At 50.5% G+C, this 15,263-nt stretch carries 14 protein-coding genes; 1 reads left to right on the top strand and 13 read right to left on the bottom strand.

Annotated features, from left to right (window positions below):
* Nucleotides 1-31: 31 nt before the first annotated feature.
* The 3 genes from B7989_RS06005 to B7989_RS05995 all read right to left on the bottom strand — a co-directional run bounded on the left by B7989_RS06005 (nt 32) and on the right by B7989_RS05995 (nt 2,976).
* Complete coding sequence (locus tag B7989_RS06005; RefSeq protein WP_088627641.1) at nt 32-1,594, bottom strand: glycosyl hydrolase 53 family protein; 1,563 nt, start codon at nt 1,592-1,594, stop codon at nt 32-34.
* 157 nt (nt 1,595-1,751) lie between these two features.
* The gene (locus tag B7989_RS06000; protein WP_088627640.1) at nt 1,752-2,615 is read right to left on the bottom strand and encodes a hypothetical protein; all 864 of its coding nucleotides are present in this window, start codon (nt 2,613-2,615) and stop codon (nt 1,752-1,754) included.
* Between the two features lie 58 nt (nt 2,616-2,673).
* Nucleotides 2,674-2,976, bottom strand: coding sequence for a type B 50S ribosomal protein L31 (locus tag B7989_RS05995; protein ID WP_072977299.1), 303 nt, complete (start codon nt 2,974-2,976; stop codon nt 2,674-2,676).
* A 91-nt stretch (nt 2,977-3,067) separates the two neighbouring features.
* Between B7989_RS05995 and B7989_RS05990 the strand changes: the two genes are divergently transcribed.
* Entirely contained in the window at nt 3,068-3,661 is a 594-nt protein-coding gene (locus B7989_RS05990) for a hypothetical protein (protein WP_088627639.1), read from the top strand.
* Between the two features lie 81 nt (nt 3,662-3,742).
* On the opposite strand, the gene hisB is transcribed toward B7989_RS05990, so the two are convergent.
* From hisB to B7989_RS05940, 10 genes are all read right to left on the bottom strand, one after another.
* A complete protein-coding gene (gene hisB / locus B7989_RS05985; protein WP_073320660.1) occupies nt 3,743-4,327 on the bottom strand; it encodes an imidazoleglycerol-phosphate dehydratase HisB in 585 nt (194 codons plus the stop codon).
* A 9-nt stretch (nt 4,328-4,336) separates the two neighbouring features.
* On the bottom strand, nt 4,337-5,335 hold the full coding sequence (locus B7989_RS05980) for a helix-turn-helix domain-containing protein (RefSeq protein ID WP_088627638.1): 999 nt from the start codon (nt 5,333-5,335) through the stop codon (nt 4,337-4,339).
* Nucleotides 5,335-5,907, bottom strand: a complete 573-nt coding sequence (locus tag B7989_RS05975) for a nucleoside triphosphate pyrophosphatase (RefSeq protein WP_088627693.1) — start codon at nt 5,905-5,907, stop codon at nt 5,335-5,337. The genes B7989_RS05980 and B7989_RS05975 overlap by 1 nt, the downstream gene beginning before the upstream one ends.
* A 58-nt stretch (nt 5,908-5,965) precedes the next feature.
* Complete coding sequence (locus B7989_RS05970; protein WP_233144273.1) at nt 5,966-8,392, bottom strand: putative LPS assembly protein LptD; 2,427 nt, start codon at nt 8,390-8,392, stop codon at nt 5,966-5,968.
* A 121-nt stretch (nt 8,393-8,513) separates the two neighbouring features.
* On the bottom strand, nt 8,514-9,326 hold the full coding sequence (locus B7989_RS05965; RefSeq protein ID WP_088627637.1) for a PDZ domain-containing protein: 813 nt from the start codon (nt 9,324-9,326) through the stop codon (nt 8,514-8,516).
* A 96-nt stretch (nt 9,327-9,422) separates the two neighbouring features.
* Complete coding sequence (locus B7989_RS05960; RefSeq protein ID WP_088627636.1) at nt 9,423-9,920, bottom strand: hypothetical protein; 498 nt, start codon at nt 9,918-9,920, stop codon at nt 9,423-9,425.
* 74 nt (nt 9,921-9,994) lie between these two features.
* Nucleotides 9,995-11,110: a hypothetical protein gene (locus tag B7989_RS05955; protein WP_233144272.1), complete on the bottom strand. Its 1,116-nt coding sequence runs from the start codon at nt 11,108-11,110 to the stop codon at nt 9,995-9,997.
* 97 nt (nt 11,111-11,207) lie between these two features.
* Nucleotides 11,208-11,879 carry a pyrimidine 5'-nucleotidase gene (locus B7989_RS05950; RefSeq protein ID WP_088627635.1) on the bottom strand — a complete coding sequence of 224 codons (672 nt, stop codon included), beginning with the start codon at nt 11,877-11,879 and terminating at the stop codon, nt 11,208-11,210.
* Between the two features lie 6 nt (nt 11,880-11,885).
* Nucleotides 11,886-13,193 carry a deoxyguanosinetriphosphate triphosphohydrolase gene (locus B7989_RS05945; protein WP_088627634.1) on the bottom strand — a complete coding sequence of 436 codons (1,308 nt, stop codon included), beginning with the start codon at nt 13,191-13,193 and terminating at the stop codon, nt 11,886-11,888.
* Nucleotides 13,194-13,233: 40 nt separating this feature from the next.
* Entirely contained in the window at nt 13,234-15,252 is a 2,019-nt protein-coding gene (locus B7989_RS05940; protein WP_158212871.1) for a cytochrome c biogenesis protein, read from the bottom strand.
* Nucleotides 15,253-15,263 lie beyond the last annotated feature (11 nt).

Here is a 15,263-nt window from a genome sequence, read left to right as displayed (position 1 = left end):
TGAATTTAGAAAAAAGGCTCAATGGTGTCGCTTAAAACTCCACCTTGTACTCGTCAAAAGCCTTCTTATTGGCCTTCATGTTCGGGCCATCCCAGTCAAAAAGCGCTGGCCCCCAGGCTCCACTCAAAGTAGGTTCCCAGAAAAAGGCGCCAATCCAGCGGTCTAGCCCGCGAACCATATCTACAGCCTTCTTGCGCGAGCCATCGTAAGAATATGTATTATCCGATTCGCCGCCGTTGTATTCGGCCACAATGAATTCCAAATTCGGATAAGTCGAAATCAAGTTTCTGAACAAACTATTCCACTTGTCCGGTTTGTCATCACCGTAAGCGGTATACGCCGAAAATCCCATCACGTCAGCAGGAACCTTCTGGTTCTTGAAGATTTCATTCATCCACCAATCGACCGTACTCGTCTTGCGAATGCTTTCGATATGAAGAACCGTCTTGATGTTTTGCGACACCGCCTTGACGGCGCGAATGCCCGCCTTAAAGTACTTGCCCGCATTGGCCTTGCCGGCACTTGTACCCATATCACCATTGATTGCAGTAGATGCCTTGTCTACCCCGTTGCCCCAGCAGTCTGTTTTGCTGTTCGGCACATGAATCAAAATGCCCGGCGTGGTTTCGTTACCGATTTGCACCATCTCCGGTGTCGCATTCACCTGCTTTAAGGAATTCAACAAGTCATAAGTATAATTGTATACGGAATCCGCCATCGCATCGGAACTTTTCACGTTGCGCCAGCGAGAGGGAATAATCTGCTTGCCCGGATCGGCCCAGTTGTCGCTGTAATGAATGTCGAGCAAGAACGCCATGCCAGCCGCCTTGATCTTTTGGGCGTAAGCGATAATGTGGTCCTTGTCGGCATAACTTTCGGCATCATGATCGCAGCCCGACGCCGCATAACCGTACTGCGCCTTCGGACTCACAAAAGTCTTCAAGCGAATCGCATTGAATCCGTGGTCTTTCAGGAGCGTAAAGATGTCTTTTTCGGAGCCGTCGACATCGTAGAACTTGGTACCCCAGCGCTCGTATTCCTGCACCGTCGAAATGTCCGCACCGTTATAGAAGCTAAAGTCAAGCGCAGGCCCCTTGCTCGAAGAAGAGGGCGGCTCCATTCTAGAAGAAGATTCCGGAGGAGGTTCCATCTTGGAAGACGAGGAACGCGGCGGCCTCGAGTCCGAAGACAAATCAGGAACAATTCTCGACGAAGACGATATCGACAACATCTCACCTGAAGACATTTCAGTCGATGAAGAACCCGGCATCACCCCGCCCGACGACATTTCGATCTCAGCAGATGAAATCGGCTGCTCCGCCCCCGAAGACTCCGACGCATTCGACTCAGACGAAAGCGGAAGTTCAATCGCAGACGAAATATTCAAAACACTTGTATCACCGCCGAGGCTCGGCGAACTATAATCCGGCTGATCGTAACCGGGATTCACATCGAAGGTATCCCTCTGGACACTCGGCGAAGAATCGACAATTTCGTAATCAAACTGCGCAGCATTATCCGAATCGCCGCCACAAGCACACAAGGCAAGCGTACCAAACACAAAGCCAAACGGTAAAAGCTTATTCAATCCCATGCCCCTAATCTATACAAAACACCCCGAAAAATCAACAAACGAATTCTTTACACTAGGCCTTGCGCGGCAAAAAACAGCGCCACATACAGCAAAAGGCCCCGCCAAAGCGGAGCCTTTCGCTAAATTCAACAGACAGGGCTAAGCCCTATGCCGTAAATTACTTGACCTGGAAGTAGTAGGTCTGCAGGGTCTTGCCATCCTGGGCGAGCTGAAGAATCTGCTTGCCAGACGGAAGAGTACCCGTCACCTGGAACAGGTTTTCGGCCTTGTATTCCACGTTCAGTGTCGTGCCCTTGGACTTGTCTACAAAGAGACCCGTCTTTTCGTCGGCGCCGAAGCCCTGGCAGTCGGAATGGTCAGCCACCTTGCCTTCCACAGCCGGGTAGGAGGTCACGACCAGCGGAGAAGTCACGGAGCTAGCATTCACGTAGAACACGTTGAGTGCAGCGTCCACAGCCAACGGAGCCGGGAGGCTAGAAACCTTGGCTGCGCCCTTGTCGGCCTTCTTCTTTTTCTTCTTGTCCTTCTTGCCCGGAACCTTGGCGGCATCGGTAGCAATCGGCATGGTCAAACGGTAACCGGCAACGGATTCGCTGCAGCTTGTAGAATAGACAACCCACTGGTTATCAATCTTTTCAGGACCTTCGGTCGTACCGCTCTTGTAGAGACCCGGCTTGATCTGGTCGCTGTATTCGTACAGAGTCACAGAGAGGTTCGGGTTCTTTTCGTCGGTAGCAATCTTCTGCTGGCCGAGAATGTACTTGGAACGACGGGCCTTGATCAGGTATTCGCCAACGGGAACCTTTTCAAACTTGAACTTACCCTGCTGAAGTTCGCCCTTGTAGGGGTACTTCGGGTTCTGCGTACCGAAGATGGTAGAATCCATCCAAACGGTCGGCATTTCAATAGCCTTGCCAGTAAACGGATCGAGGACGACACCTTCGATAGTGCCGGTCTTCTGGCAACCGGTCATAGCCATGGCCACGAGAGCGGCTGCACCAATAAAGAGTTGCTTTTTCATTTGAATCCTTTTGAAGAAAGGCCCCCTCTTTTTCAGGGAGCCATTCATTTATCTGTAATTATTCAGCGTCTTCAGCCTTGGCAGGAGCAGCCTTGCGGGTCTTACGCTTTGCACCAGTGATGTTGCCAGCGAAACGCTTGTTGAAGCGGTCGATACGGCCAGCCGTATCCACGCGATGCTGCTTGCCCGTCCAAAACGGATGGGTATCAGCCGTAATTTCCAAGGAAATTACGCTATATTCAACACCATCGATAGTCTTCTTTTCGGCGGAAGACTTCGTGGAGCGGGTGATGTATTCTTTACCCGTATTCGCATCGACGAACACGACCGGTTGATAGTTAGGGTGGATACCTTCTTTCATTTTTAAACTTCCTATGAAGTAGTTAGATTTTGAGAGCCTAAATTTAGAAGAATTTCGCCATTTTGGCAAGGGAAATAGTATTTTTGGGAACATGAATAGATTTTCTGTGGCATTTTTTACAATTATTCCTTCGCTTTTTATCGCCTGCGGGAACGATGCTCCCGTGGCAAAAATCATCGTAACCGACCAGAAAATGCCCCTTACCGAGTGGCCCGACAGCGCCTACATCGCTGCCCTTGACTCGATTTTAGCCCTGGAACCCATTAAAAAAGGGGCCGAAGCCGAAGCAAAGATCAACATGAACGTGTTTGACGCCCCGGTTTTCAAACTGCCGGGCTCTGTCACGGGCAAAAAGGACACCTCCCCGAAGGCGAACCACGCAGGCAAGTCCGCGGGGGCAAAACAGGCAAACGCCCCCAAGGCAGACAATTCCGCAGAACTTTTCGCCGACCGGTTCGCGACCGCCCTCTCGAAGCTGCAGTCCGACCCCTCTAACGCAAGCCTTTACAAAACGGTCACCGCCAACGAAGGCGACGACCTGTTCAAGCTGTTAAAGCGTACCTACGGCGCCGGAGTCCAAGGCCTCCCCCGTTTCTACGTTCTCTCGGCTCTACAATCAGTAAACGCCGGCGTCATGCTAGAGCACTTGAACGCCGGCGACAAAGTCAGAGTACCGAAAATATGATAAGGGAGGGTTTCACCCTCCCTAAGACTCTCCCAACGCTCGAAACATAGTTTCTCGCGGGCACCTTCGGTGCAATAATTATTAAAGCACGCCCTTGCTGCTGGGAATACCCTTCACGTTACGGCTCGGGGCAATGGCCATAGCCACGGCACGGGCAAAAGCCTTGAAGATCGATTCCAGGCAATGGTGGTTGTCATTGCCGTAGAACAGTTCCACGTGCAGGTTCATGCGGGCGTTTTCGCACAGGCTCTTGAAGAAGTGTTCAAACATGCTAGCTTCGATACCGCCAGCCATGGCAGCCGGGAGCTTCACGTTCCACACAAAACCGATGCGGTTGCTAAAGTCAATGCACACGCGGCTCAAAGCCTCGTCCATCGGGACAAAGTAGAATCCGTAGCGTTCGATTCCCTTCTTGTCGCCCAGGCATTCCACCAAGGCCTGACCGAGCACAATCGCAATGTCTTCCATGCTATGGTGCATATCGACATGGACATCGCCATTGCAGGTCAAGTCCAAATGGATACCACCATGGATTTGGAACAAATTAAGCATGTGGTCCAAGAATCCGTTTCCGGAATTGATAGAACCCGGAGTGGAATCATCCAAGTTGAGCGACAAGGCGATATCGGTTTCGCCGGTCTTTCGTGTGAGAGACGTGCTACGCATCATAGTCCTCTACTTTTTAACAATCACGCCACCATACACGCGGAAGCGCGTCACGCGGCCAAACTTCATTTCCGGAAGCGGAGTTTCGACACCGTTCAAAAGCATCTTGGCAATAGCCGTCGGGTCACCGATAGTTACGCACAAAGTATCGTTCGTGTTGTAAACCATGCGAACACCGGCTCTAGAAATATTTGCTTCCTTCAAGAAGGAATCCGCATCTTCGCGACGCTTGAGGCCCACCCAAGAAAGGGATTCGCCGGAACCGATCAACACAAAGTTCGTCTTGCTAGTCTTGGGAGTCGTCGGAACAGCCGTCTTTGCAGAATCCTTCTTGGAATCAGACGAAATGAAAATCGTTGCAGAGGCCGGCAAGTCAGATTTCTTGATCGCCGAATCCACCACAGCCTGGCTCACCGTCGTATTGGCTGCGGCCTGGTTTGCAGGAGAATCCTTAGCGGCGGTATCAACCGCGGCCATGGAATCAGCCGGAACAGCCTCGGCACCATCCGGAATTTCCTGAGTCATGGAATCTTCGACAGCGACCGGGAGTTTTTCCGCGGGCTGCTGTTCGTTAGACTGCTGGGCCAGGGATTCCAAATCCAAGAAATGGGAAGCGACTAGGAATGCCAGTACGAGAAGAACGAGCACCACGGGGACAGCCATGCTCTTTTTCTTGATTTCGCCCTCTTTGAGAGGAGCAAGCTTGCGACCCGTCGACACATCGTTAAAATCAGTTTCAACCGGAGCACCGCTTTCGGCATTGTAAGCCTTGAGCACCTGGTCGGCATTCAAATTCAAAACGTGAGAAATAGAACGTAAATAACCACGCACGTAAGCGGCCACCGGGAATGTTCTCCACTCGCCCGCTTCAATCGCCTTAATATAAGAGACACCAAGCTTAATAGAATCAGCAAGTTCTTCCACCGTCATCTTGCGGCTTTCACGAACTCTTGCAATAAACTGACCCACTTTTTCTTCGGGTCGCATTTCTTCTGCTGGATTAGACATTATACCTCTACCTTCATATCAACCAACATCTCGAGCATCCGCGCTACAGGCAAACCCACCACGTTGTAGTAGCACCCCCGGATTTCCTTGATAAGCCTTGCGCCACCGGTCTGGATTCCATAAGCGCCAGCCTTATCCATCGGGTCCTTAGAATTTACATAATTTTCGAGCTCTTGTTTGGAGCAGTTTCTAAAAACAACCTCTGTTTCCTCGCATTCCGCTTTAATAATTTGTCCGCCATGAGCAATGGCCACGCCGGTTATTACTTTGTGCGATCTCCCGTTCAGCTTTGTAAGCATTTCTAAAGCTTCCGCTTCGGAATGGGGCTTGCCCAAAGGCTTGCCGTCCAGGAACACCAAGGTGTCAAAGCCAAGTACAATTTCAGAGGGCATCTTGCGCGAAACGGCAAGCGCCTTTATAGAGGCATTTTCTTTCGGAAAATCGAGCGGGTTTGTCGAAGTCGGCTTTTCTTCCTCGTTCGAAACCACCACCTCAAAGTTCACGCCAATCAGGTTCAGGATTTCTTTGCGTCGCGGAGATCCGCTCGCCAAAATCACTTTTGTTTTACCCATCGCATCCATCCAATTTTTTTAGTCTCTCGTCTGTAGCCACGAAGTGGCGTTCTCTCGTCTAATTAGTCTCCGTGCTACCCGCATTGAGCTTGATATCCGGCAAATCTCTCACGTAAATCGAGAAGCTCCAGCCTGCGGCAGGCCCCGTAGGCGTCCAGCTAAAGTCAAGCTGCCAGCAATGCAACACGCGGTTAAAAGTAAAGCTATGCGTCACGAAGCGCCCTTCGTTATAGTTGTAACGGGTGCTGTAAGTCATTTCCCAGTTCTTGGTGGGTTGCAAGCTCGCGCTAATTCCCGTAGAATGGGTCACGCGGTCCTGGAACAGGTCGCGAGCCACGCGGGTGCTGCTAAAGCTGTAGCTATAGTCAAAGCCAAAGGTCCACTTGAGCATTTCATACTTGCCCAGCTGCGACGGCAAACCGCCATTGTATTCACCGCTCCAGCTAAAGCGCTTCGAAAAGTCGTAACCCCAGTAGATAAGTTCCGGCATCTGCACCTTGTTCGGGTCTTCGGTGAACTTGTGGTACACGCTATGGCGGGTATTGATCGTAAACAGGTAATCCGGCAAAATCTGGAAGCCGAACGAAGACGTAATGTCCGAGAACTGCAGCGAATCTGCAGCAAAGTTATACGAGACGCTGTGGCGAGTCGTAAGCAAGCGACGCGTACCGTATACGTCTTCCACCGCCTTCGCCGTATCGCCCTTGGTCGTATCGGCCGCGTGGCCCACCACCTTCAAATACTTGATATCAAAGTCGTTGTTGAGGCCAAAGCCAACAGTCTTCTGTTCGATCTGGTACGGAGTCTGACCCAATAGCGGATGCGGCGCAAACTTTTTCACGGTATCGATTTCTGGCGCGTACGTGTAAGACACGCTCGGCGACAGCACATGCCTTGCGCCCGTGAACCTGCCAATTTCAGGAACCCAGATACCATAAAGTTTCGTGTCAGCCGTAATGCTGTAATTGTGGTTGTAAGCCACTTGACCATATTCATCGTGTTCCGGGTCAAGGCTCATGTAACGCTTGCGGTACTTGAGGGAATCCTCGGGATTGATCCAACCCGTTCCTGTCCAGTAACCCGTAAAGGTGGCTCGCGGCGTGATATTGATGACATCGAACAGCGTGCCCGAGTAATCCATTGAATACGTACCCGTATAGCCCACATATTCAGCCGTCGTGTCTACGGCATTGACCGTATCACGTGCACGCTTGGTGTAGTAGTTAAAGCGGTTGTTAAAGTTGTAGTTGAACTTTTCCAGGTAGCTTATGAACGAGCCGTCCTCATACGCTTCTTCATCTTCATCCAGTTCAAACGTAAAGAGCTGACCACTCATGCGGTACTGGATATCCGGAATTTCACGTTCCATCATGTCCGTCACCAAGTTGTGGTTCTGGCGCGCCTTCACCGTAAGGCTCTTGTTCGTTCCGAAGCGGCCCGAGTAAGTCAACTGCGCATTCGCTTGCTGGTTCAAAATCGTTTCGGCATCCAGAGCCTTGTCCTTACGAATACTCTGGCTACTGACGAAGGAGCCCGAACCGCTCAACGTCTGTTTGCCATCGGGAGTCAAGTTCTGGTTATGCGTAAAGCGGATATCGTAACCGCTGTTCGCCATATCGAATTCTTCCAGGTACGAAGTATAGGACACGTTTCCGTCGAGCACGTAGCGTTTCTTGTATCGCACCTCACCCGTCAAAGTTGAGCGTTCAAATCGCGCCTCGTCACCTTCGATAATGTCGCCCTTGACCGTTGCATCCCAGTAGTCGTTTGCAGCGTAATAGAAACCGAGGTTACTCATGTAGTAACCCTGTTTCTGGTCACCGCCGAACTTCGGAGTCAACAAGCCGGACTTACGTCCACTCTTCAAGGGGGCCACAATCATCGGGAGCACCGCCACCGGCACATCGGCAATGTTCAGCACCACGGGGCGCGCGGTAATCGTCTCTTTAGGCTTTACCACCATGCGCCGTCCATAGAAATAGAAATGCTGGTGGGTCGAGTCGTTACAAGTACTGAAGTCGCCACGCGCAATCTGAATTCGTTGGTCCGGGAGCCTTCGCACTTCCATGCCGTTCAGTTGCTGGTTATCCTGGTAGGTGGTCGCGTAATAGATTTCACCGATACGGCTTTTCATGTTGTACTTGAGCCGCATACCCGAAAGCGAAGGGTTCTTGGTCTCGCGCAGCACCGGGTCGCCTGTCGCCGCCAGAATACTGTTTTCCTGGTCGAACAAAATCGTGTCGGCATCCAATGTGGCTGTACGGTACTTGAGCTGGGCGCTGTTATTCAGGTTAAAGGTCGATTTATCGACATCGTAAACCAGGTCCACCGCGCGGTATTCAATGGTATCCACACCGGTCGTGTCATTCATCCAGTCCACTTCCGTCGTATCCTCTTCTTCCTGTACACGCTCTTCGAGTTCAAAGCGAGTCATCTCCTGGCCGAAGGCGGTCGGAGTGGCGATGGCAAAAATCCATAATGCCAAAAAAGCCCACAGAATACGATGGGTTCTAGATAAAATCACGTTGGCGTTAATTTAGAAAAATGCAAAAAAAGAAACCCCCGATTTTTGTCGGAGGTTGTGAGAAAAACGATCTGCGTTCGAATTACTTCAGCACGGCATTCTTGCCGGAAACAGAACCGTTGTGGTCAATACGAACAAGGTAACGACCGCTCGGAACGTTTTCGCCATTCCAGCGAAGAGTGTTGAAGCCCGGCTGAGCATTGTCAGCGCGGAGAGAAGCCACTTCGGCACCGTCGGAATTCAGAATCGTAATGATTGCAGTACCGGCAGACTTGAGGTCAAAGCTAATGGCCTTGCGGCTAAAGCCCTTGAGCAAAGCAGAAGCGGGCTTCATGTTACCATTCACCTTGGGAGCCGGAGCAAATTCATTCACGCGTTCCACATAAATGCCGTTCAGATTCGTTGCACGCACCTTGGCGTCAGAAGCAACCAGCGAGCCCTGTTGGAGCACGGCAACCAGCTGCTTGTTGTTGCTTTCGGTAGCGCTTGCGTAGGTTTCAAGTTCCTGGGCGTTGAATTCAGCCTTGTTGTACCAGGATTCCACCTTGGCGCTTTCCAAATCCTTCACGGTAATCTGGGCGCGACGGATGGTTGCGGTATAAGTTTCGCCTTCGCTCACGTAAGTGATTTCCAGCGGCTTGTTCACCGTACCACGGAGCATAGACTTAGATGCTTCGATATCGTTACCCTTGAGGCTCACTCCATCGACAGCGGTAATCACGTCGCCAGCCTGGAGCTTGGTATCTGCAGCAGGAGTACCCGGAATAACCTCGGCCACCTTCACGCCGTCACGAATCTGATAAATCGTGACACCAATACCGCCAAATTCTTCGTCGGCCATGATCGGAGCAGCAAGCATTGCCGCAACAAGAGAAGCCTTGACAAACTTTTTCATAAGAACTCCTTATAAATCTATCTGTAGCAAATATATAATAAAAAATGCCGGGCGGACCGGCAAAAAGGTGTTTTTTGGGTAAAAGAATCTCAAAACTCACTCTTCCGAAGAAGATTCCGCCTTTTCAGCCTTTTCGCGGTACGGGAATACCTCGTCACCAATAATTATCGTCTTCGCTGATCCATACTTTTTTGCTGCCGTAAACGACATATCCACCCAAAAACAGAGGCAATTTGTCCCCACATCCGGCTCATAGTTTAGGGTCGCGTAGAGCGTATCGCCCTCCATGCGCATGCCTATATCACGAATCAACCTATTGCAAGCATCAACTACTCCCGTGACCACAAAAAGCACAGAATCCTCCTGGTCCACGACATAGAAACTACGTCCCAGCTCCCGCTCCGACTCCTCATAAGCCATTTTCTTCAAGGCAAAGCCACCGTTTGCAGAGGCTTCTTCGAACCAGGAGTCATCAAACTTGCACGAAGTCGTAACCTTGGACGTCTTATCCGTACTCGACTGGATTGAAGAATCGTCCGAGCACGCGGCAAAAAGCAGAACCGCGGCAGCGAAGAATAAAAGTTTTTGTTTCATAATTGTTCCTCCTCTTAGTTTGTTGTATATCCCCAATATATTCTATCGCGCAAGCTTTTGCAAGTCTTTTTTCGCTATTCCATCATCAAGCCTTCTTCTTCGTCATCGCCACCATCATCATAGTCTTCCATAGACTTGTCGCCACCAGGCACAATAATCAAGCCTAGCGTTACCGGTTCACCCTTCAAGTTCAAGTAGGCTTCCAGGTAAAGGTTCGTCGATAGGCGAAGCAAGCGAAGGTCGAGCATGGTACCTCCCTTGTGAATGCTTTTCGGGTTCCTGTTGAAGAACAGGAACTTTTTGTTAATGTATTCAAAGCGGTCCTTGTCGTAGTTGATAGACCATTCGGAATTGCCGTCATTTTCTTGGCGGTAGGTGCAGCGGTCGTTATCGATGTCGCATTCAAAGCTTGCACTTTCGTGGTAACGTTTGTTCCATTCGCGGCTAAAGGCGCAGCTCTGTACGCGGCCAGCACCATTGCGCTTTTTATTCAGCTGGTCGTTAATGACCACAAAGTCCATTTTCTGATTCTTGACCTGCTTGTAGACATCCATCAAAATGATGTAGGCTTCAATATTGTTGGGGCATTTACCCGTCAGGTTCACGTCTTCGTGAGCCTTGAGCAAAGTCTGCTGCATATCGATATCGATGGCATCGGGAATTTCGCTTTCCTTGATTTTATCGAGCACCTTCTTAGGCGGCACAAAGACGACCTTGTCGCCCTTCTTAATAGCATATCCCAGCTGGTCTCGCACATAGTCCAAGCACTGTTGCACGTGAATATGCACCGTATTGGAACCACCCGACACAAAGTCCACGCCAATGCGCACATTCCATTCACCCGCGGTGCTGCCGGAATTCTTGTCTATTTCGCAGAAGGGATCTTCACGAATACCGTCAATAAAAATCACTTTCGCATTGAGCTTGGTCACCACCGATTCTTCTTTGTCCAGGGCACCGCCCAAGCTCCAGAAATTTGGATTCAAGCGGAGCACTTCGGCAAAGGCCTTGTCGCCATCGAGGGCCGGCAACAAGGAATCGTTGCGGGCATTCTTTTCTTTCAAAAGTTCAGAATACTCCGTTACAACGGTCATATTGGTAAAACCATTACGCTTGGCAGGTTCAAGCATCGCTTGAGCAAACGACACCGCCAAAAGGCAAATCAATGCAAACAGTGAAATTTTTCTCATACGTAGAATAAAATACAAAAATGAGTTCGTAGATAATAGTGTGGAATGAGAAATGTGAGATGAGAAATGTGGGATTTATCATTTCACATTACACATTTCACATTTTTATTAAAGTGGGAACAATATCGCGTAGATTCATCAGATGCGGAATATGGTAATCCACATAAGGAGCGCTTTCGGAGGCCGGATTCACAAAAATCGTCGTCCAACCGCGGCGATGCGCAGGTTCCAGATTACGGAGGCCATCATCCAGCAGCACAATTTCGCGCTTGTTCTCGGGCATTTCAAAACCCATCGCCGGGAGCTTTTGCGCAAGCCACTTTTCCATTTTGTCGTAAGCGCTTTCGTGGGGTTTTCCTTCCCAGCCGAGCAGTTTCAAGTCAAACACGCCGTCAATCGCCGAATCAATCCCCATGTGGGCCATACCCGCTTCGCTCCAGTCGTGGCGACCATTCGTAAAGACGAATCGCGGGCCCTTCAAGCTTTGCAACAAGGCTAACTTTTCAGGCGCCTTCTTGGGGTAGATCAAATACTCCGGTTCATGAATGAAGTCAAAAAAATCATCGGGATTGACCTGATGCATGGCCATAAGCCCGGCAAGGGTCGTTCCGAACCGTTCCAAGTAATCGGTACGAATTTTGTGGGCAGATTCGAAATCGCCACCCACCGTCTTTTGCACGAACAGCGAAATGCGGTGGTCCAGGGAATTCAGCACGCACCGTTCTTCGGCGCCGTACAAGGTCAAGTCGTAGTCGAACAGCCAAACCATAGGGAACTAGTAACCCATGGCAAGGCCGCCGATCTGACGCGCCAGATACGTTGCGTAATTATCCGTCATGCCGCTCACAAAGTCCAGCACCTGGTGGTAAGCTTCGGCAACGGTCACGCTCTGGCCGATTTTTGCCTGACCAATCAGGCGCACAATGCGGTCGGCGCGGTAAGAATTGTTACCGTTCAAACGGAAATCGTAAACACCATTAATAAAGGCATCGAGCACTGTTGCAAGCGTGGTATAGCTGCCGACTTCAAGTTCGGTCTTGCGACGGTCAGGGTAAATGCGTTCCACGCCCAAGCGCTTCGCAATACGGATACCTTCCATCACGTCGGACTTGGAAAGGTTCGTCAAATGCTTCACGCGTTCGCCACTCATAATGGCTTCGTAATTATTCACGAAGGTAACGGCAACGTCATCAATCAGGTTCTGGATGGCAAGGCCACGCACGCTGCTCAAGAAATCACGGAAATTCTGGCCGTTTTCTTCGTATTCCTTGTCAATGTTCACATCGGGGCCGCAAAGGTAGCTGAACATGCCACGCACATCGCCGTAGCTCAAAATGCCAAGTTCAATGGCATCTTCCACATCCAAAATGCTGTAGCAAATATCGTCGGCGGCTTCCATCAGGTATACCAGCGGATGGCGCACCCACTTGCCCGTTTCTACTTCGGGAATGCCAAGGGTATAGGCGGTAACGCGGTAAAGGTCAGCTTCGGTCGCAAACAAGCTTGTCGGAGATCCGAACTTGGCAAGCTGCGGATACTTGATCATGGCACCGAGTGTTGCATAAGTCAAACGCATACCACCGTCCAAAAAATGGTATTCCAGCTTGCTCAAAATGCGGTGTCCCTGGGCGTTGCCGTCAAAATTTTCAAAGTCGGCAATTTCGGTATCGCTCAAGTCGCGAAGCGGGGCCGAATTGCGATTCTTGCGGAACCATTCGCGAATAGCGGCTTCACCGGCGTGGCCAAAAGGCGGATTACCGATATCGTGGGCCAAGCATGCCGACTGCACGATAGTTCCAAAATGGTATTCGTTAATATACTTCGGCAAATACTTTTTAATCAGGTGGTACACCGTAATCGCAAGGCTACGGCCCACACTGGAAACTTCGATACTGTGCGTAAGGCGACTATGAACGTGGTCGTTCACCGAGAACGGATGCACTTGGGTTTTACGGCCAAGGCGCCTAAATGCCGTCGAAAAGACAATGCGGTCGTAATCGCGATGAAAGTCAGAACGGTTCGGGTCCAAATCGGCAGGGTGCCCGTAGCGCGTCGCAGAAAGCAGAGTATCCCATTGAAGCATGGGTAGAAAGATAGAAAAATGTGGGATGTACGATGAGAGACTAGAATTTCCGACACCCAAGATACGCAATCACCATCGAATCAATCCCAACAAACAGCGCAAGCCATGTCAAGGAGTCACTCTGGAATCCGTAGCTGTGCAAACCCACCCCAAGCAAGTTCACCCCGAACCAACAAAGGAACGTGACAATCACGTTGAACGCATTCAACAGCGCAAACACCCGCGGCGAAACAATTTTTCCAGCCCACAAATGAAGCGAAAGCAGCGCCCAAAGGATCACAAACAGCGCACCGCATTCCTTCGGGTCAAAACCCCAGAAGCGCCCCCACGCAAAATCAGCCCACACGCCACCGAGAAGCGTTCCTAAAACCGTAAACACCAAACCAAAAACGAGCGTTCCGTACATCAGGGAAAAAATCGGAGTCTGCTTTGCTTTTCGGTAAAGCACCAAATGGGCTACCACTCCCGACAAAATCATGGATGCAAAGCCAAGCGCAATCGCAAACACATGAACGGTCAAGAACACCGAAGAATTCAACACATTCGGAATCGGCTGGAAGGTATCGCCCGGCTCCAACACGAACTTTGCAAAGAACAAAAGGGCTGCCGCCATAAATGTCACGGGAATCATCAAGGTATAGGTGCGGCGCTTACAGAACACAAACGCCCCCGATTCAAACACCATGAGCATCAATGCCACCAGCATCACGATTTCGTACAAACTTGACATTGGAGGACGGGCAGCGACATAAGCACGCATTGCAAACATTGCCGTCAAAATGACAGAGGTCACGATGCACATCACGTTGGCAACGACGTCCAGTTTTAAAGAACGGAACACCACATTCAGCGAAGATAGAATACAAGCCAGCAAAGCAGCCACAAAGGCAAACAAGGCCAGGTTCAGCCAGTGATACAGGACTTCGGCCTTTAACTGGCGAGGGTACACATTGGAATGTGTCAAGGAATGCTTCGCGATAATCGAAAACGCCGAGCGATCCGCAACCGATTCGTACCGCAGCACATTTGAATAAAGACGGCGTATTTCAGTGGTCGCAGGCAGGTCATCGTTGCGCGTTGCATAAAGCTTGAGAACATCTTTCAGCGGGGCAAGTTCTGCATAACTCACATAACGCTTTTGATGCGGTAAGTGAAGAATCACGGACACATCGCTACGGAGCACCTTGAACAAGTCGTAATTTCTAGCCGTTCCGGGAGCGACCAGAATCTGGCGGACCACATTTGCCGCCGTAAGTTTCTTATACGTCACACGGCCGCTCAAGTCATCGAGGAAGCCTCGGGCAAAAGAATCAAAGGGGCGCACCGAATTTTCTACCAAGATGGGAGTATCCGAATGCAACGCCTCCCAAATCGGAATCGGGCGTTCAGAGGCATGAGCATCCATTGGGAACGCAGCAAGAATCGCCACAAGAGACAACGCCTTAAGCGCTTCTAGCTTTTTTGACGTCTGCTTACAACGGACCTTTATCGCATAATGAACAAGCGCCCCTAAAAGGAACAACGCCATAAACGCATAAGGCACAAAACGCAAGGGGTCGTAGGTAGCCTTGTACAAATCCACCGACGTTCCCATTACATCGTCTACCCTGCCATGATAATGAACCGAGTAAGCATATTCTTTTTCATTTACCTCGACCGGAGTCACTCTCAAGCTGTCATCGACGGCGAAAAAAGAAACCGTCGCGTTGGAAATAGACACATCTCGATACCCGTTGTATTCCCGCTTGATTTCACTTTCGGCAATTCCGCCCACAAGCAAAACCAACAATGCGACATGCATCAGCCAAAGCCCCGCATTCTTTAATCCACGAGGCATGCGGAACAAGAGCGACGCGAGGACATTCACGGCAGACAATACCGCAAGGCCTTTAAATGCCGGCAGCGGAATGACACCTAAAATCCAAATGAAATAGCTACCAAAAAAGCGATCCACCGCGAAAGATGCCGGAAGTCCGGCAGACTCGGCATGGGCCTGCGCCAATACGCCCCAAAAAGTCAGCAGCAAAAACGCCACCAACAGCACAGCCGTAAACTTCAAGGAAGCCAATT

The organism is Fibrobacter sp. UWB5, from assembly GCF_002210295.1.
Classification (GTDB): Bacteria; Fibrobacterota; Fibrobacteria; order Fibrobacterales; family Fibrobacteraceae; genus Fibrobacter.
The sequence above is the reverse complement of the archived record's forward strand: the minus strand, read 5'-3'. Positions and strand labels throughout refer to the sequence as shown.

Bases quoted from the DNA above. Each gene is read 5' to 3' on its own strand.
- B7989_RS05945 (WP_088627634.1), bottom strand. From the start codon at position 13,193: ATGCTTCAATGGGATACTCTGCTTTCTGCGACGCGCTACGGGCACCCT.
- hisB (WP_073320660.1), bottom strand. From the start codon at position 4,327: ATGCGTAGCACGTCTCTCACACGAAAGACCGGCGAAACCGATATCGCC.
- B7989_RS05980 (WP_088627638.1), bottom strand. From the start codon at position 5,335: ATGTCTAATCCAGCAGAAGAAATGCGACCCGAAGAAAAAGTGGGTCAG.
- B7989_RS06000 (WP_088627640.1), bottom strand. From the start codon at position 2,615: ATGAAAAAGCAACTCTTTATTGGTGCAGCCGCTCTCGTGGCCATGGCT.
- B7989_RS05950 (WP_088627635.1), bottom strand. From the start codon at position 11,879: ATGGTTTGGCTGTTCGACTACGACTTGACCTTGTACGGCGCCGAAGAA.
- B7989_RS05955 (WP_233144272.1), bottom strand. From the start codon at position 11,110: ATGAGAAAAATTTCACTGTTTGCATTGATTTGCCTTTTGGCGGTGTCG.
- B7989_RS06005 (WP_088627641.1), bottom strand. From the start codon at position 1,594: ATGGGATTGAATAAGCTTTTACCGTTTGGCTTTGTGTTTGGTACGCTT.
- B7989_RS05995 (WP_072977299.1), bottom strand. From the start codon at position 2,976: ATGAAAGAAGGTATCCACCCTAACTATCAACCGGTCGTGTTCGTCGAT.
- B7989_RS05965 (WP_088627637.1), bottom strand. From the start codon at position 9,326: ATGAAAAAGTTTGTCAAGGCTTCTCTTGTTGCGGCAATGCTTGCTGCT.
- B7989_RS05990 (WP_088627639.1), top strand. From the start codon at position 3,068: ATGAATAGATTTTCTGTGGCATTTTTTACAATTATTCCTTCGCTTTTT.
- B7989_RS05960 (WP_088627636.1), bottom strand. From the start codon at position 9,920: ATGAAACAAAAACTTTTATTCTTCGCTGCCGCGGTTCTGCTTTTTGCC.
- B7989_RS05975 (WP_088627693.1), bottom strand. From the start codon at position 5,907: ATGGGTAAAACAAAAGTGATTTTGGCGAGCGGATCTCCGCGACGCAAA.